General features: G+C 45.1%; 13 protein-coding genes and 2 pseudogenes. 2 read left to right on the top strand and 13 right to left on the bottom strand.

Annotated elements, in window-relative coordinates; all coding sequences use genetic code 11:
• Nucleotides 1-63 precede the first annotated feature (63 nt).
• Together SPG90_RS21020 and SPG90_RS21015 are read left to right on the top strand one after the other, a co-directional pair.
• Nucleotides 64-1,485, top strand: a complete 1,422-nt coding sequence (locus SPG90_RS21020; protein ID WP_322408328.1) for an EAL domain-containing protein — start codon at nt 64-66, stop codon at nt 1,483-1,485.
• Nucleotides 1,486-1,487: 2 nt separating this feature from the next.
• The gene (locus tag SPG90_RS21015; protein WP_322408327.1) at nt 1,488-2,405 is read left to right on the top strand and encodes a helix-turn-helix domain-containing protein; all 918 of its coding nucleotides are present in this window, start codon (nt 1,488-1,490) and stop codon (nt 2,403-2,405) included.
• Between the two features lie 972 nt (nt 2,406-3,377).
• Here SPG90_RS21015 and SPG90_RS21010 read toward each other — a convergent pair.
• From SPG90_RS21010 to SPG90_RS20950, 13 genes and pseudogenes are all read right to left on the bottom strand, one after another.
• The gene (locus tag SPG90_RS21010; protein WP_322408326.1) at nt 3,378-4,367 is read right to left on the bottom strand and encodes a tyrosine-type recombinase/integrase; all 990 of its coding nucleotides are present in this window, start codon (nt 4,365-4,367) and stop codon (nt 3,378-3,380) included.
• A gap of 876 nt (nt 4,368-5,243) precedes the next feature.
• Nucleotides 5,244-6,314 carry a hypothetical protein gene (locus SPG90_RS21005; RefSeq protein WP_322408325.1) on the bottom strand — a complete coding sequence of 357 codons (1,071 nt, stop codon included), beginning with the start codon at nt 6,312-6,314 and terminating at the stop codon, nt 5,244-5,246.
• A 534-nt stretch (nt 6,315-6,848) separates the two neighbouring features.
• Nucleotides 6,849-8,630 carry an ATP-dependent helicase gene (locus SPG90_RS21000; protein WP_322408324.1) on the bottom strand — a complete coding sequence of 594 codons (1,782 nt, stop codon included), beginning with the start codon at nt 8,628-8,630 and terminating at the stop codon, nt 6,849-6,851.
• A complete protein-coding gene (locus tag SPG90_RS20995) occupies nt 8,623-10,407 on the bottom strand; it encodes an AAA family ATPase (protein WP_322408323.1) in 1,785 nt (594 codons plus the stop codon). Before SPG90_RS20995 ends, SPG90_RS21000 begins: the two co-directional genes overlap by 8 nt.
• Before the next feature lie 171 nt (nt 10,408-10,578).
• Nucleotides 10,579-12,525, bottom strand: coding sequence for a DUF3732 domain-containing protein (locus SPG90_RS20990; protein WP_322408322.1), 1,947 nt, complete (start codon nt 12,523-12,525; stop codon nt 10,579-10,581).
• Nucleotides 12,522-13,022 carry a three component ABC system middle component gene (locus tag SPG90_RS20985; RefSeq protein WP_322408321.1) on the bottom strand — a complete coding sequence of 167 codons (501 nt, stop codon included), beginning with the start codon at nt 13,020-13,022 and terminating at the stop codon, nt 12,522-12,524. Before SPG90_RS20985 ends, SPG90_RS20990 begins: the two co-directional genes overlap by 4 nt.
• A gap of 2 nt (nt 13,023-13,024) precedes the next feature.
• Nucleotides 13,025-14,212, bottom strand: coding sequence for an ABC-three component system protein (locus SPG90_RS20980; protein ID WP_322408320.1), 1,188 nt, complete (start codon nt 14,210-14,212; stop codon nt 13,025-13,027).
• Nucleotides 14,213-14,454: 242 nt separating this feature from the next.
• Nucleotides 14,455-14,621 (bottom strand): annotated as a pseudogene (locus SPG90_RS20975) (ISNCY family transposase); the annotation flags it as partial.
• A gap of 183 nt (nt 14,622-14,804) precedes the next feature.
• Nucleotides 14,805-15,290 carry a GNAT family N-acetyltransferase gene (locus SPG90_RS20970; RefSeq protein WP_182947004.1) on the bottom strand — a complete coding sequence of 162 codons (486 nt, stop codon included), beginning with the start codon at nt 15,288-15,290 and terminating at the stop codon, nt 14,805-14,807.
• Nucleotides 15,278-15,544, bottom strand: coding sequence for a DUF1778 domain-containing protein (locus SPG90_RS20965; protein WP_014172304.1), 267 nt, complete (start codon nt 15,542-15,544; stop codon nt 15,278-15,280). Before SPG90_RS20965 ends, SPG90_RS20970 begins: the two co-directional genes overlap by 13 nt.
• Nucleotides 15,545-15,786: 242 nt before the next feature.
• A complete protein-coding gene (gene relB, locus SPG90_RS20960; RefSeq protein ID WP_182947005.1) occupies nt 15,787-16,026 on the bottom strand; it encodes a type II toxin-antitoxin system antitoxin RelB in 240 nt (79 codons plus the stop codon).
• A gap of 163 nt (nt 16,027-16,189) precedes the next feature.
• Nucleotides 16,190-16,324, bottom strand: a pseudogene (locus SPG90_RS20955) (arsenical resistance protein ArsH); the annotation flags it as partial.
• A gap of 79 nt (nt 16,325-16,403) precedes the next feature.
• Nucleotides 16,404-16,808 carry an H-NS family nucleoid-associated regulatory protein gene (locus SPG90_RS20950; protein WP_182947058.1) on the bottom strand — a complete coding sequence of 135 codons (405 nt, stop codon included), beginning with the start codon at nt 16,806-16,808 and terminating at the stop codon, nt 16,404-16,406.
• Between the last annotated feature and the right edge of the window lie 288 nt (nt 16,809-17,096).

Genomic DNA, 17,096 nt, shown 5'->3' with positions numbered 1-17,096 from the left:
CTTCATTGACTTATATTTATATATAACGTCATTGTTGAATCTTAAAATGGCGGAGAAACTAAAATGGATGTCAGCACTGTTATTTCAAAATGTGCTTTTTTCAAAAATGGCATCAGCGAACACTTCAAAGTTAGAAGTGAAGCCTCGACTGAAGTTGAGCCAGAAGATGCATGGTTACCTGAAGCGGCGATCGTTCATTTGCCCACGCATGAACATAGCTTCCTGTCGACGCTTAATGATATAATTGAAATCTTAAATAAAAGCAGCAATAGAATTACCGTAATATTTGTGACAGATGCGTCTGCACTGCTCATCGCTAAAACATTAATTGTTAACATAAAAAAGAAAAGACTCAGACGTATCGATCTTATCATTGCGCCTGTCAGTTGCACCGTGCAGAACTTGGAAAAACTCCTGAAAAGGGGAAGCACAATACATACCTGTTTAATGTGTAATGCATTCCTTGAAAATGTAATGGGAAAAATGACGTCCAAAGGCATGAACAGTCGCGAATTGCAGGTACTGATTAATGTATATCGTGGTAAAGATCTCAGATCACAGGCATCTGAAACAGGGCTAAGTGTTAAATCACTATACAACTACAGGTTGACAGGCATGAAAAAATTTAAACGCTTGGGATTGGAAACACTGGCCACAGATCAAACATCCGGGATCATTTGTGACAGGCATTTTAATTGCTTATCAGAAAATGAAAGGCGTTTTGTAAATGCTGTTGCAGCAGATGATATTTTTATGGTTTTTCAGCCAATAGTTGACCACAATCTCAGACTGCAGGGTTTTGAGCTGCTGGTCAGATGGGTCGAAGATGCTGCCATAAGATATCCTGGTGATTTTCTTCCAGGATTGCGCAGTAAGTACCCCTGGATGGTACTTACTGCATTTGCGCTCCGCCATGCTATAAAAATGATAAACAGGTATCAGGGGCGGTATTATTTCTCAGTGAACCTCCCAAACCAGTTGATTTATGATCAGGGGATTATGAAAATGCTCGCTGCAGCTCGCTCGTCGTTGACTGATCATACCTGTAAAAGTCTGGTTCTAGAACTTAATGAAAAGACTTCTTTCGAGCATCACCCTGAAGTAATTGATAACGTCAATGCCATACAGGGCATGGGTTATCGTGTTTTTCTTGATGACTGTTTTTCATCTAAAAGTGCTTATTTTCCTGTTCGGAAAATAAAGTTTGATGGCTATAAAATAGATATGTCAGCAGTAAGTGATTCTCTTTGCGACTTCGATTGTCTGGCATTAATACAGTCTCTTCAGCATTACTGTTCTCTGACTAACAGAAAATGCATTGCAGAAGGCATTGATAGCATTGAAAAAATAAAATTTTTACGTCATCTGACTAAAATGGACTTTCAGGGAGTATTAATCAGCAAACCACTCAACGAGCAGGCTATGGACCAGTTTATCCGGGAGAGTAATGAAATTTTGAAATTAGCTATATCTTTGGCAGGTTAATTATGTCAGCTGAATTGATAAAACAAGTCATTATATCAAATGCGCTCACGATAAGAAATCGTAAAACTTTCTTCAACGCTATAGAGGAATTTTATGAAAATGATAAAGCACTATTGAAGTTACAGCCTGCGTTCTTTAAGCACATACTCAATGAAAGTAGATTCAATATCATACTGATGACTTGCTGCTTTATTTTTAGCAACAGCATTAAATCTATAAAAGATATAAAAAATTACTGTGAGATTAATTCCATATCCAGTCAGAACAGTATTATAGCTGTCATTTCACTACTTAAGGCATCAGGACGTATAGATACAGAAAGAGATTCTGATGACAGGAGAAACGTAAAGCTGGTCATCACGAAAAAGGGATTGAAAGACCTTAAGAATTATATATATACGGTTATTGCACCATTAAAAACCTTACATCCTGAATATAATTTCAACATGGAGGCTATTGCGTCAAAATCTTTCCTGCAGGATTTTTTTCATGGTGTATCTGTTCCTTTATTGAAAGGAGTTACATATAAACAGATAAACACTAAAATCAATTATTACATTGATAAAGATGGCGGCCGATCTCTGTTGCTGTATTTGTATATGAAATCATCCATTAATAACATGCAGATTAACAGCACAATTAACCAACTTGCGTTCGAGATTAGCGTTTCAAGAACGCAAGTTATGAGATTAGTTAATAGCCTAGAAAAAGATGGCTACATTTGCAGTATAAGTAAAAATAACATCATAGTAAACCAGAACTTAATAGAGTTAGTCGAAGACTATATGTCTATATATTTTTCATATATAGAGTACTATCTTTTTAGCTCAGCGGATTTAAAGCGTATATTAATAGAAAAAAAGATGAACCCAGTGAGAAAGTATGTACTTAACAACTTCTCTAAATTAAGGAAAGCTTAGAGGTAATTGATCTCGGCAAGCCTGATGTTTTTTTCTTTATTCAGGAATTTAAATGTAACCGACTGAATTAGACCACTTTTTTCTTTAAGCCTAAATGAATTGATACGTTCATCTGAGGGGGAGTAATCTATTGATGAAGACATTTCTATATTTTTAATAGAACAGTTAACATTAAGCTTTTCATTAATAACTACACTCTGACACGTATCTGTCACTATGTTGCCTTCAAACTCGACTCGTGAGGGTTTCCCTGCGTATGCAGCCAAAGGAATAGGCAGGATTGTTATAATTATCAGTAAATTATAGAACCTTGATAATGTTTTTATATAAACCTCGATTAGCAGCATTGGCAGAAACGCCATGGTTCGGAAAAATTGATGACCTGAAACAATATAAAAATAGTATCATCCAAATCTGAAAATAGTCAAAATACAAAATAAACAGATTTCGTTTAGTTGAGTAGTGTAATTAATTGTCATTACTAGTTTTTACAGTTCAAATGCCTATTAAATAGCACCATCCTGAAGCTTTATAAACTTTTAAAACTAAATTAACAAAGCAATTCATTACCTTATCAATTTGATATTATTTTAACGTTATATAGCGGGATTTCATCAGGAGCAACTAATGGGGGGTAAACTGTTGGTCTTAATCGGGGAACTCATCGGCGTGCTTAGACGATGACTATAACTCTAAGCATAAAGCAGCAGGGTAAGTAATTCGTGTCAGGAACACAATACTACGTCGTCAGCAACACACGAGAGAAAGCCGAATACTTGTTCAGGTTAAGCAAATCAGGATTCGCCGGTCACCCTGCAGGTCCCCCCCCCCCGGCTCAGAAGGGGAAACAGGACAACCGGCAGACCTACGTTAACGAAATTTCCGCTGTTACATCATTTCAGAAAATTGCGCAGTCTGCGGGCACCCTCATATTATGTCCTGTAAACTTAATCTCTTAACATCTTGTTAAGTTCATATCAGATCCAGACGGTCACGTGCTGTGCGCAGGCGTGCCTCGCCACGGCGATCGTACTGCTGGGTGGTAGTGACGCTGGCGTGGCCCATCGCATCCTTTACCGTGATTAAATCCTCGCCGTTATCCAGCATGACAGTCGCAAAGGTTCGCCTTAAATCGTGCGGCGCGCATTTCGCAATGCCGGCCTGGCGCTGGCGTACCTGCAGAACATGGTAAACCGCCTGATCGGTGAGACGGTCGTTCGTCAGGGTGTCAAAGCGGCGGATACGGGTGAACAGCGGCCCGTCTTTTTCTCCCCTAACTTCATCAACCCACTTCTGCAGCCGCTGCCAGGTGCCGGCCGGCATATAGGCCAGCCGCTCCTTGTTTCCCTTGCCCAGCACCCGGAGTGCCCGCTCATTTGTGACAACGTCACCCAAATCCAGCCCCACGGCCTCTGATCGTCGCAGGCCGCAGCCGAGAATGACGGCCAGCATCGCCGCATCGCGGATGCCGATACTGGAATCATCGGCCTCACAGACAGCAAACAGCACGCGGATCTCCTCCGGCGGCAGGGCCCGCCCGCGGGGAAGACGGCTACCGCGCAGGTTGCGCACCGCCCGGATGTGCTGAAAACTTTCTACGTCCATCAGCCTGAGCATCCAGGCTTCCTTCGCCACGCCCTTCAGTGCAGAAAGGTAGGTGTTGACGGTGGCCGTGGCCCGGCCGGTGTCGCGCAGCAGCTCGGTCACGGCCATCACGTGATGGCGCCGCAGGCCGCCCCAGCTGCAGGCATCGAGGGACGTGGCGCCGAGCATGCCGGCTACAATACTGAGGAACGAGGCCATGGTCTGCCGGCTGCGGGGGGAGTTGAGGGACAGCAGGTAGGCCCGGGCGGGACTGACCGGAGCGTTCTCACCGGACAGCGCCGGCAGGAATTCCTCACCGGGTGGCATGACGGCTGCGGGCAGACTAAGCTCCGGTTCGTCGTCGGGCATCAGGATCATGTCGGGCTCCGTCCGGGCCGGAAAGGGACCGGCGCGCTGAGTGAAAAATCTGGGGAAATGATACCGTCAGAGCGTACCGCAGAGAGTCTACTTTTTCAAACGTACATTTTAATAAGTAAACAATTTCTACACTCTTTTATAGTATGTAGGGCGGAAAGAGTTAAGGTGGAATGGGGTGTTTAAGCCTGAAACAATTTATCGAGCAGGTTGCGCTGGTTCTCACATGGCTCTGAAGCCCAACCGTACGAAAACGTATGCTAATTACATTTTTCGTACCGTACAGTGATACGGTAGAACCAGTAAATAGAAATATTACAACTTCTAACAACTCATCTGTTGTTGATGGTTGATCTGAGTCCTGCAATCTTGCATTTTATTTATAACTAGTTATATAAAATTAAAATTGATTAAAAACCATTAAAATAAGATGGAGCCTTTGTGAGCTATTCCTTTTAAGAACAGCTTTGCTGAATCCGGTTCTTCCATTAATGCCCTAAAAAATTCTGCTTGCAGAACTTCTTCACTGACCTAATTAAATAGACTTAAGCTGGTCAGCTTAAGAAATGATTGAGTGATGAAACTGCTAAAAAAAATAAGACGAGCAGTCACAAGAAAAAAAACTAAGGCATCAATACATTTATCGGTATTGGTGATAAGCGTCCTACAGGACGAAAGTTAAGGCAACCCTTTTTACGCTAAGAGAAAATGAAATTAACTACATTAATGAAAACAACAAAAGCACCGGAGCAACAAAAGTAAACGTTGTTAGAGCATATTTAAAGGCACTAGAGATGTTAGAAGCGAACGAACGTATACGTTTACTTAGCGAGATTAGACTAAAAAGCCCAGGGCGATGGAACGGTTAACAAAAAAGCCCTACTGGGCTTTTTTTATGACCTTGGCACCGACTACATTTGGTGACGCAGAATAAACAAATTCAACTGACTCTTTTATACAATGCTTATTGTAAGCCTCTAAAAGTTCTTTGTCATTAACGCGAATAAATGTATTAATTTTACCAGACATTTCTTTTTTGAAAAAGTTAAGTGCTTCCTCTGTGTAAGGTTTATTCATTTCTTCACAGATTCTCATGACCGACATTACAGTGTCTTCACTATCAATTGGGGTGTGCTTTAATAAAACAAAACAATTTTTTGATACATTGAACTGATAAGTTAAATCCGGATACACAATTGAACCAATGTCAGGAACTAACGGTGTGAGAGCAGAATCAGTATAATAAGAAATTATTATTGTAGTATATAGCTCTTTCGCTTTGAAATATTCTTCAATCATCCCATCAATGGATGAATGAGATATACCATCGTCGTAGTAAACAAACAAAATGATAAGTTTAAGCCAGCTATCATATTCGGCTGGACTGACGCCATATTTAGAACAGATGTGATCCCTTTGGCGTTTATCATTATTGACTAGAGAATTAAAAATAGATTCAAATTCCTTACCGTCACCCTGTATGATAAAATCCTTACAAAAAGAAAATGATTCCAAGGATTTTTTGATGTTATGAGGGTTACGTATGAAATTAAGAAATTTCAGTTTTTGTAAATATTTGATATCTTCAATTAGATCCGAGCCATCTATACTTTTAGATGTTATGTTATTTGATTCAATTTTGTACATAATCGAACTATGAAAAGAAGAAATTATTTTGTTATACTTATCCTCCCAAACACCAAAGAATTTTTCTAGATTTAATCTTTCCCCCGATTCGAATAATTCTAAAGTATAGAGATCATCTTTAGCTGAGGTGTTTTTAATGAGAGGCCGATTAGTAGCTTGCAACTCAAAAGAAGATTTATCAACGATTTCATACTTGCAAATTCTCGCTAAAGAAGGATTATCATGATTTGAGGATGCGTTCCATCTTTGTTCAACTTGTGATATGAAATGATGGTTTCTCGTAGTATTAATTAAATCACTCATTATAAATACCCTGTAAATAAATCCACTAAGTACAACTCTGAAATCCGTTGAAATTCCCATAAAATCAACATTCAAATTCTAACATATTTTATGTAGCATCGAAATTTTGGTGTTAATAAATCTCATAAAAGTTCTGAATTCGGTTCTCCGAGTGGTGACACTGGTAGCTCATTCCATTTTCGCGACATGATTTCTTTCAACAATTGTCAATGAAATATATTCAGGAAGTGTGTTTACTACATGTTTTTGCACAAAATATTCCTTATTTTAAGAACTTTTGATTATTTAATAATATATCTGTATCAACAATGGTGCCTGATATAGGCAATTTGAACTCCTGATACATGCCTCAGATGACTCCCGCAGTCGCGATGTGGCAATATTGCATAACACCCAGCTGACACTGTTGCAGCGCATTATTCAACAGTGCCTTCAGAACCTCAATGGGATCTCTAGTGCTGATCGATCCTCTACATTCTCCCTGTGGATCAAAACTTCGTCTTCTGTCATCTGAACGGGATAGCATAGCTGACGCTATTCCTGCTGGCTGCGATGATAGAGCTCAGTCACCCAAGGAGAATGTCTCCCCTCTTTATAAATCATGTGTAACTCAGTGCGGGGACGTGTAACGCCTACATAAAATAGCCGTCGCGCCTCACGCAGGGCGTTATCTGAGGCGAAATCGCGTTTACCGGGAAAATCATAGTCATTGACCCCAAATATAATGGCCACATCAAACTCTCGGCCTTTTGCACTGTGAAGGGTGCTCAGGGTGACACGTCCGGTGCCTTCCACTTTACCGGCAAATGCGGTAAGAGCCATATCCAGCCCTGAAGCAGGATCGGTTCGTTTCAGTAACTCAGTCACTACGTGCCATTCCGGCTGCGGGTTATGCGAGATGCCCCGCCAGCTGGAAATAAGTTCTTTGTCTAATCTCATAAGCCACTCATGGGCAGTTTCAGCTTCGTCAATGCCACTTCGCAAAAACGTGATGAGCTGTAGGGTCATAATTTGCTCTTCATGGCGGCTTGCGCGACGAGCATAAACCACAGAAAGTGCTTGGCACATCAGTTGATAGAATGCAGGGGACGCCTCTTTCCATCCTCCTGTTACCCACTGGCTGCAGGCTTCAATTAAGCAGGCAAGTCGGGAAGTGCGTTTTATTAACGCATTCCCGTCAGTGCGGATCAGGGGGATATTTTCGGCCTTAAGCGCATCCGCAACTTTATCGCCGAGCCATGCTGCCCGGTAAAGCACTCCGATGCGCTCTGGCTGAAATCTCCGGGCAGTGAGGGAAGGAATTAAAACCTGAGCGATATAACTTGCCTGGGCCTCATATTCACCTCTGACTCCGTGAAAACCAATTTCCCCTTCAACACTTCCGTCTGGACCACGGTAATCTCGCTCTTCTCCCAGCGCCCCCATTGATGCCCTGATGATTTTGGCGCCGGAACGGTAGTTGAAACGAAGGCGAAAGGTTTCCACCTCTTCCCGGGCAACGAGACTGTCCAGCAGATGCGGGTTTGCACCATTGAATCCATAAATAGACTGATCGGCATCACCGACCGCAAACAGCCGTATTCCACCGTCAAAGCACAACAGCAGCACAAGCTCATGAAGGGCATGACCCAGATCCTGATATTCGTCCACGAATAAGACGGGATAGCGTGCCCGGATTGCATTACGGATCCAGGCATGCTCCCTGATCATACGGAAGGCGATGAGTGGCATATCATCAAAATCAATGAGGCCAGAAGCCCGAAGCTGGGCTTCATACGCTTCGATGAAGTCTGCCAACTCTGGATTGGTATTCCGCCAGGAGGGCAACTGCCTGTTCACGTCACGGCGCCGCTTCTCTTCTGCAAATTTCCATCTAGCATGAGGATCCCCGTTTGCGCCGAACCTTGCCTGATGAGCTTCCTCAACTGCAATACGGCACTCATTTCGGGTCGCGACCCGAAAATCAATGGGTAGTAAGTCTGGAATACAACGTGAGTAAGGAATTAAAACCTGAGTCAAAGCAAAGCTGTGCACGGTACCAATAAAGTTTCGATCTCTGCCGTCAATGCCAAAGCAGGCCAGACGTTCTTCAAGTTCAGATGCACACTCATTATTGTAGGTAATACAGGCCACACCGCGAGGGTCAGAAACGTCATCCATGAGGGCACGCGCCATGGCGGTTGTCAGCGTTTTAGTTTTTCCACTACCCGGTCCGGCAATAACAACACAATGTCCTTGCGCGGTGGCAGCGTTATATTGCTCTTTGTTGGGCAGAAGCTCTCTGAGCGCCGTTGAAAGCGCGTGGCGGTCAGACATTGGACACCACATACTGAATCGCTGCAGCAATGTAGTCAGGTGGTGCAAGCCCGGGGGCTTTCTTCTTCAACTTTCCTGCCAGCCGCCCCTTACCGATGTCAGATATCATCGCAAGGAGTTGCTGAGGGTCAGGAATTTGACCGGCACGCCATGAAGCAATTCTTGAGGAGCGTAGTGATCCATAACCCTGTTCATCGAGAATATTAAGCAATACGTCTTTCAGACCTGGGGTATTTGCTACAGAAACCTCAAAGGTTTGTGAACTGAGAAATATGCCTACTCGTTTCCATACGTCTCTACACTCTTCAAAACCTTTGTCCACAAACCATGCTCTATCAGTTGCACTCAGCTTGTATTTATCTGAACGAACTTCGCAGAAAGCATCCCAGATACTAATTGCTCGAGCCTTACCCAAAGGTGGCTTGCTTCCGTCAAGTGGGTCCCAGTCAGTGATAACAGCCATGCGTATCCCTAAACTACCTGCAAGCTTAACGTAAGGTTCAAAATTAACTCCTGCAACGCTACATACCGTGATACCAAGCTCATCAAGATTGATCCCCATGGCTTCTGCGAAGCCCGGTATTAAAACCTCCTCAGCATCGCCTTCCACAAATATAACTCCCTTTGCAAAAAGTAGTTCTGCTCTGGTTGCTGTGAGGTACCGTTCAATGTCATCAAGTTCATCACTGGTTACAGGGAGCTCAGCCAGGGAAAAAGCCTGAGTGCGTCCCTCCTGATCCCTGCGAAGACTTACAACTGTTCGAAGTGGGACAATGCTCGCCAGGGCGGGTGAATGGCTTGTCACAATCAGTGACTGTGCTTCATCGGCATTATTGAAGAGTTTATCAAACACAGCGCGCTGAAGCTGGGGATGCAGGTGAGCTTCAGGTTCTTCAATACACAGTAGCGAGAAATTTCTTTCATTTTTTTCACGACGCCACGCAAACTCAGCAAGCTTAAGTGATATCAGGGCCACGTTTGCAGAACCAAGGCTCGCTTCCGTTATGCCTCTCTTTCCGTTATCAATGAATATTGATATAGAGCGCATCAATCTGAGCGGGTCCGTGGGTGCAAAACGGAGGCGAGCATCTAAATCGTGAGCAGGGCCTGCCATGTCAAGAATGCCAACACGAATTGATTCCTCAAGGCTCTTAATGGTAGGGAAGGTTGCCATTGTGTCCGTTGTTGATTCAAGCGCACTGGCAACCCTACCGAGATCTTCGCGGCTCAGGGAAGAAAAGGCATCTTCAAGTAAAGGCCGAAGAGGAGAGTTACGCCATGAAGCCAGTTGGGCCTCTGCATCTCGCAAGGCATCAAGCATATCCATGGCTATTCGCCTACGGACGCGACTTGGGATGGAGCGCGATTCCTGACCTCCGCCATACACGAGAAACTCACAATCCTCACTGGACCTGAGCGTTCCGGCAATATCATCCTTCTTGCGAAAAACGTAGCTGAGGCGTGCCACGGTGGGATTTTCTGCGGTACGAAAATCGGTCAGCAACGCAGAGAGGGAAGCGTCACTGTCGAAATCAGCGAAATCAATATGCACCTCAATTTGTGGGGAAGTGGATACATCGCAGCCATCCCAGAAATCGGACAGTTTGAGCTGTCTGGCAGAATCAGGTAGCGTGGGGTCAATCACCAGGCGAATAGCGAACAGCAGGTTGCTTTTGCCAACGCGATTTTCTCCCAGCAATACAATGTTTCCGCGCAGCGGAATATCAATCGTCTCAAGGTTCCGGAAGTTCCTTATCCTTAAATTTGACAGATACATAATTATCCTTCTTTTGAGTAAGTAAGGTAAAGCTGCTGCTCACACAAATTTTACCGACGTTAGACTGCATGACTGAGGCCTGTCCGACGCTATAAAGCCTTAAAAGAAGTCATATTCCCCATCTTCAGTCAGGTCACTGAGCACTGAGAAAACGATATTTAATGTTTGATATTACTGTTTCCGCGGTGCTATCCAGCCCGGTGGAATGAGCTTCACGCCATTACGCCAGCGGTCTGACACCGCAGCCTGGAACCAGTCATCCTTAAGGTCGGCATGGTCCATCACAATTATCTGTAGATCAGGCGTGAGAGTTTGAGCCGCGTGGCTTATCAGGCTGAACAGCCGGTTAACCGCGTTCTGATCTTCATTTTTCAGCGCGTCAATGGAACCTTCATTATCTTTTTCGGGCGGATAGTGAGCCTGCGAAGGTTGGTCGAGGATCAGGAAACCGGGGACCGGGCGATTTTTCTGACGGAACCAGCGATGTAGGGCCAAATGCGCCAGTATGTGATAGCCGACCCAATTTTCTCCGCTGCCCATTCGGAAAAGGGGGACTGGTCCGTCAAGGGTATCCGCGACGACGGTGAGTCTGCGTATATCTAAACGCAGGTTGCTGCCCTGATGTTCCAGGTCAAGTTGTTCTGAATACTCAGTCATGTAACGACCGATTATGTTCAGAAAGGCGGCGAGCTTTTCTCGTACAGCAGTGGGATCCAGCCGCTCTTCCAGAAGTCTGACAGTTAGTCGCTGATTTTCTAGACGGGTGCGAAGGCTCGATTGCTGGCCTACATCGCTGACGGTATCAAGATACTGAGCGATTTTTCCAAGTGTTCGCGCCTGCAGCATGAAGTTTTCCTGCTGGATTCGGAGATACTCAGTCTGCTGGATACAATTGCTTATGCTTCTTTGATTCTCACGAAGCCTGTCAAGCAGTGCGTTTTCCTGTATCTGGAGATCTACAAGGCGTTTCTGAAGTCGTGGATTTTCTGCTTCAACCGCCTCCAGTTGCTGACTCAGCTCAGCGAGCGAATGGCTCAGCTGGATAACAGAAGGCGGGGCGTTTTCAAGCTGGCTTTGGCAAAGCGGACAGTGGTGCAAATCGCCTGATGACTTTATCAGGTGGACTACGCTGAGTCTCGCACGCTGTTCCCGTGCTTCACGCTCATAGCCAGATGATTCAGAGGTAAAGGCCCGGGTCTCGCGAATTTCGCGATTCAACCTTTCAAGCTCCGATCGCATCCCCTGACGCTCAGCACGCAGCCGTGTAAGGGTGTCATCATGATCGCTTACGGTTACGGCATCTGAATATGTACCCCGTTCGCTGAAGCCCTGTAGCAGCGCTATACATGCTTCATAGCTTGTGGCCACTATCCTGTCATCAGAAAGCCCAGCCATCTTTGCTTCTTCGAGCAGTGCTCTGGCTCGCGGAAACGTCGCGTCGTCCAGCGATTCAGCTTCCTTAACCTGCCGTTCAAGCTGACGCAGCAGTTTTCGTTCATCGTTCAGTCGTGCTTGCTGGAGCAGTCTGTCTTCATCCATGGCGCCTAGAAAATAGGGCAGGGAATCCCGGATAGCCTGTGCTATAAATCCATCATCTTGCCTATGAAACAGCCGTTGCTTACTGTCAATGTCATTCTGATCTTGGAAGCAAAAAAGAAGCGCATGACGGAAATTTGCTTCAAGCGAGGGGCGCGTCGGACTAGGTGGTCGATGTTCGTTTTCATTAATACCGATGACGGCCCCCAGAAACGCCTCAATAGCACTGACCGTGGTGTTTTTATAGAGCGCGGCGCAGACAGGAATCTCCAGCGCACTGCCACGGGCAATATAAATGTCACCGTGAGATAGTTTGCCCGGTTCCGGATTCCGCCTCGCAATGAAAATCTGGCTTTCATTAAGCTGGAAAAGAATACCGTACCACTGCGTACACTTACGTATAATGCCGTCGGCTACGTAACACTCGCTTCGACCGGTCACGTAATCAATAATATCAATGATAGCGGATTTACCTGTTTTAGAGGCACCGGTTAGAATGTTCAGCCGTCCGGGATAAAAGGGGATCTCACGGCGTTCGCCCTCATGGTTGTAAATCACGATGCTGGCTATCTGTAAACTCATGGTGTTATTCCCCACGCTGCATAGATAGTTGCTGTTGTGCCCGCGCTAGCAAGCCAGCGCCCCAGAAATGCCGAACGCTCAATGCACTCTTCGGTTTCCCCGGTCAGCAACGGCGCTCTTTTTGCAGTTGGGGCCAGCAGCTTATTCCCTTTCTTGATGTTGCCATTCTCATCCAGCCAAAGAGCGTTTTGCCCTGCACCAAACAGGATGCTCTCTCGGGTGATACCGCTTAGCCGTCTGACTCTGTCGGGAAAGTTGATCATGATCTCTCTGTTATCCTGGCTCCATGCCATGAGTGAGGTGATGGTTGTAGCCGGCAAAGCTTTACGGGTTTTCTGATGCAGAATTATCGGCAGGATCAGAAAGGCCAGCGCAAAGGGTAAAGGGCCGCCGATTTTCTTAGTGAATTCTGATGATGTGCTGGCAATCAGTAAGCCGCAGAACGCTGGATTGAAGAGGTAGCTTTCCTCAACAGGGCGGGAGGACCACGGTTGCATTGTCAGTCTTCTCCTTTTTGTTCATCATAGCGATCCTGCATGTAGTCAGGGTGCCAGCCAACGGCATAGCGGTTTGCCAGAATGTGATAGCTGCCATGCGTCAGAAATTGCTCGCGAAGGCTCCTTAGTGGAAAACAAGCCTGCTGCTCAGCCCACGTGAACAGTTCCCGGCCTAAACGTATTCGTTCGTTTTCATTACTGTCAGCTGATAAATCATCTTGCTGTGCTGCAAAACGCGGCTGCCAGGCCTCTATCAGCACCTGCTCAAACATTTTAAGCTCGTCATTAATTAAAAGTTCTTCTCTTAACCACTTTGAGCGCTGCTCTGATGCCCGGTAATAATCACGAATGGCATACTCAATACGGGCAGGCCCCAAATTTATCTTGCGCAGCTGGTAGACAAAAGGGTGACTGTTAAGGAGGGGGATTACTTCCTGAGGCGGTGAAGAGGCGCGATAATCCACGGGAAGTGATGAACGGCGAAACTCCTCACGCAATTCATCAATGCGAGATTCAATGGCCAGAACGGGAAGGTTGTCCGAACCTTGGCCACTCAGCATGCGGATCACCTGATCGAACCACCAACCTTCCAAACGTTCCGCAAAGATTTCAATTTGTTGTCTTCCTACTGCCCGGTGTAGTTCTCGATGAATGTCCTCTTTAACATCCGTGATGGAAGCCGAGCTATCAAGAACATGTATCGATCGCAAAAGTGCATGCCGCGACTCCATTGGTAAGCATGTATATGCGCTGAAAGCATTGTTGAGTACTCTGTTAGTCGAGCTGGATGCCACTTTAAGCAACAATGCATCAGCTCTGGCTTCATCACGATCTTTCGTACGTAGGAGGGAAGCCGCCGACTTTGAGGGGGCTACGCCAGTGGTGATTAGTAAATGACGGTATTTTAGAAAATTTCCTCCGTTGGATTCGGCGTTTTTTATCCATATAAGAAGTGTCTTCCAGAGGTCGGCACTTCCGTCAGTCAGCTTTCCCGTTCTGGCTTTATGATGTTTTGTCTGGACTAGGTGTACCGGCTGCCCATTCATCTCAAAAGCTATATCGTCGAATTTTTCGATTGAAATTCTCAGCTCTGGAGAATCCAGCGTAGCCTCCAGGCCCATTAGCAACGCGTAGCGGCACTGATACAGATAGCCAGTAGCCGATGCGCTGGCCTCATACGCGTTACTCATACTGTAACTCCATTAAATAAGCGATAATAATTTCTAACTGAAATGCCGATGCTTTTCCACTGTCAATGAGTGCTATTCTTAAAAAATGGGGTGGGAAATCAGTTAAAGATTCATTCGTTAGATCTGCTGATACTTCTTACCGGTATCTGTATCCCTAAGACTCTAAGCTGCGAGGTGAGTTGTCAGCCGCCGAACGATATCATCCTAGATGACGATATAGTGGTTAAGTTCATTCATCAATAAAGATGAGCAGCGCCAGACTCACGAAAGCAGTTTTCATTAAACGCTGTGTCTGACGTTCGGTCAGAGCAAGCTGATGAACTGCATCACGACGGCGCATGCGCATTTCAATAACTGACTGAATGACGTTGATCCGGCTGAGTTCTTTATCTGACATGGTCACAAGCATCCTGATGTCTCCATGGCCCGAGGATTGAATACTTTATGCCCGAAAAAGTGACATCACTAAATGACATCAGAATATTGCAGTTATATCATGACTTCGCATAACAAAGATTATGTTAAATAAAGTAAATATACCATTAAATATCAATAATTTATTGCCAGCCACATACCTTTCTTGCCAATGAATCTATTGCGGAAGCTTGAGAAACAGAGTCCGTTCCTGGGTTTGCGATGCCTTAAAACCATGATGAAGATAAAACCCTTTGGCTTTTTCTGTCAGCGCATGAACCATAATTGCACGAACGCCTATATTTTCAGCCACACGATAACAGCGCAATACTGCATCGTGCAGTAAATCAGCCCCCAGCCCTTGTCCACGAAATGAGGCATCGACAGCCAGTCGAGCAAGTATGATTACCGGGATTGGTTCTGGCATATTGCGCCTGAGACTTCCCGTCGCTTCTACATGGTTAACGCTGCCGGTGGCCAGGGAGTAAAAACCGGCAACCTGTTTCGTGCCTGTTTTACATACAACGAATGTTCTGGCAGCACCAAGTGCCTGATTTTTTAACCCTCGCTGTTTAAGCCAGTCATCGAGAACGGCCTCCCCGCTGACGAACTCAGCCAGTTGATGTGAGCTGGATAAAGGTTCCGGTACTGTTACACGTCCCACTGAGGTTTCCTTGCCAGGAGTTTATTGATGGCAGCATCATCCGCAACTGGCGCATCGAGCATATCGATAAACTCAGCGTACTGCTCATCGTTAAAATTGAATACGCGACGATCGAGGATCACATTCTCAGCAGCCTGGCATGCCATTTCAAGGATAAAGTCTGTACGTGATTTATGAAGGATTTCTGCAGCAGCATCGATAAGTGCTCTTTGAGACTCCTTGGCTCTGAGGTTGAGCTGAACATCTGATTTCATGAGTGTGCTCCTTGTATAGCAATTGCTTTACAAGCATATCACAATGATAGCGTATAGCAAACGCTATACACTCGCACCAAGAGGTACCTGTAATCCCTCTGCTCCTACTAAACGTTTTTTCTCTTCCCTATAGTCCCGCGAACCACACGCCGACAGGCAAATGCGCCCCTGGAGATGCGTGCCCTGAGCGTCAAGATCTCGCTTCTTTAGTGCCCGCTCGTCAAAATCCAGAAAATACGCCATCAGAGCTCATCCAGCGTCACACGTACTGGCTTAGGATTGCGAAGACGCTCTTTCACTATCTCCACGAGCTCAGCATCCTCATCGCTCAGGAGTATCTGTTTGAACGGCAAACGTTCATTGTCAGCGATATATTCAAGCATGAGACGAAGCGCCTCAGAGGGAGTTACACCCATTTTTTCAAGCGCAGCGTAAGAACGCGCTTTAAGTTCATCGTCAATACGCAGATTTATGCTACCCATGTCCCTCACCTCTTGTAAATACAAATGTCATTACAAGTATCGCACTACTAAATGCTTAGGACAAGTCACGAAGGAAGTCAGAAAACGAGATATCAGAAAGGTGATCACAGCCAATAACGGACGTTGTTAAGCTCATGCAGTATGGATTCACGAAGAACATACATTATATATTGTCATGATTGAGTGGGGATAAAAGCTCCTGATGGCTCTCTTTTTGCTCGCTGTAACGATCTGCAAGATAACCGGTTTGTCTCTTAAGCAGCACTGTGATTTTAAACAGCTTCTCGGCTACATCGACAGAACTAAATGTTTCTCGACTATTATCTAAGGCAACTTGAGTCCTACACAAAAAAGAGCCGGGTTATACCCGGCTCTTTTTAGCTGATTTCGAAATCTTTTAATTCCCCACCTTCAGCAATAAGATTTGAGATCCGCTTCGGCATTCGCCCCTGACCTGACCAAGTTTTTGACTCTCCAGTTTCGTCAGTATATCGATACTTCGCGGGGCGGGGGGAGCGCGTCCTTTTAGCCTTACCCGGAGAGCCAATAGCAGCTAAAAGTTCGGAGGGGTCGATACCCTCATCAAGCATCATCTGACGAAGTGTTTCCACTTTATCGCGGCGCTGACTTTCATTTGCAAGACGTAATGTCTCTTCTTCTCGCCGTTCTATAAGAATAATTTTAAACTTTTCCAGAACATCTTCCAGTACATCTAATGACATTTCACGAGTCTGAGAACGTAAGGTACGGATATTGTTTAACAGTGTAAGAGCATCTGACATAAAGAGACCTTTTAAAGTTTTTTCGTTGTTCAGCAAATACCAATGTCGACGGTTGCTCATCAACCCGATTTTTCTTACTGAGCATTTTAATCCGAATGGTACATATTGTTATTAACGAGGTTTAGACTACTGATATAAATCTCTTATCGCAAGACAAAACTAAGAAGAATGTGCAAGAACTAAATTCTAACTCCTACGAAATGTCCCTGCATTTTTGAAGGTACTTAAAACTATGATGCCAGGAGCCATCCGGAGAGCCTTTTTATACCCTCATAAATTATTGCTTCA

Origin of the sequence: Enterobacter sp. D2 (assembly GCF_034427575.1) — a bacterium.
In the GTDB taxonomy this organism is placed as follows: Bacteria; Pseudomonadota; Gammaproteobacteria; order Enterobacterales; family Enterobacteriaceae; genus Enterobacter; species Enterobacter cloacae_M.
This window is presented reverse-complemented; position numbering and strand designations above follow the sequence as displayed.

What these genes read in the sequence shown, in the direction of transcription:
- SPG90_RS20965 (WP_014172304.1), bottom strand. Translation starts at nt 15,544, where the DNA reads ATGAAATCAGATGTTCAGCTCAACCTCAGAGCCAAGGAGTCTCAAAGA.
- SPG90_RS21020 (WP_322408328.1), top strand. Translation starts at nt 64, where the DNA reads ATGGATGTCAGCACTGTTATTTCAAAATGTGCTTTTTTCAAAAATGGC.
- SPG90_RS20985 (WP_322408321.1), bottom strand. Translation starts at nt 13,022, where the DNA reads ATGCAACCGTGGTCCTCCCGCCCTGTTGAGGAAAGCTACCTCTTCAAT.
- relB (WP_182947005.1), bottom strand. Translation starts at nt 16,026, where the DNA reads ATGGGTAGCATAAATCTGCGTATTGACGATGAACTTAAAGCGCGTTCT.
- SPG90_RS20995 (WP_322408323.1), bottom strand. Translation starts at nt 10,407, where the DNA reads ATGTATCTGTCAAATTTAAGGATAAGGAACTTCCGGAACCTTGAGACG.
- SPG90_RS21015 (WP_322408327.1), top strand. Translation starts at nt 1,488, where the DNA reads ATGTCAGCTGAATTGATAAAACAAGTCATTATATCAAATGCGCTCACG.
- SPG90_RS21010 (WP_322408326.1), bottom strand. Translation starts at nt 4,367, where the DNA reads ATGATCCTGATGCCCGACGACGAACCGGAGCTTAGTCTGCCCGCAGCC.
- SPG90_RS20980 (WP_322408320.1), bottom strand. Translation starts at nt 14,212, where the DNA reads ATGAGTAACGCGTATGAGGCCAGCGCATCGGCTACTGGCTATCTGTAT.
- SPG90_RS21005 (WP_322408325.1), bottom strand. Translation starts at nt 6,314, where the DNA reads ATGAGTGATTTAATTAATACTACGAGAAACCATCATTTCATATCACAA.
- SPG90_RS20990 (WP_322408322.1), bottom strand. Translation starts at nt 12,525, where the DNA reads ATGAGTTTACAGATAGCCAGCATCGTGATTTACAACCATGAGGGCGAA.
- SPG90_RS21000 (WP_322408324.1), bottom strand. Translation starts at nt 8,630, where the DNA reads ATGTCTGACCGCCACGCGCTTTCAACGGCGCTCAGAGAGCTTCTGCCC.
- SPG90_RS20950 (WP_182947058.1), bottom strand. Translation starts at nt 16,808, where the DNA reads ATGTCAGATGCTCTTACACTGTTAAACAATATCCGTACCTTACGTTCT.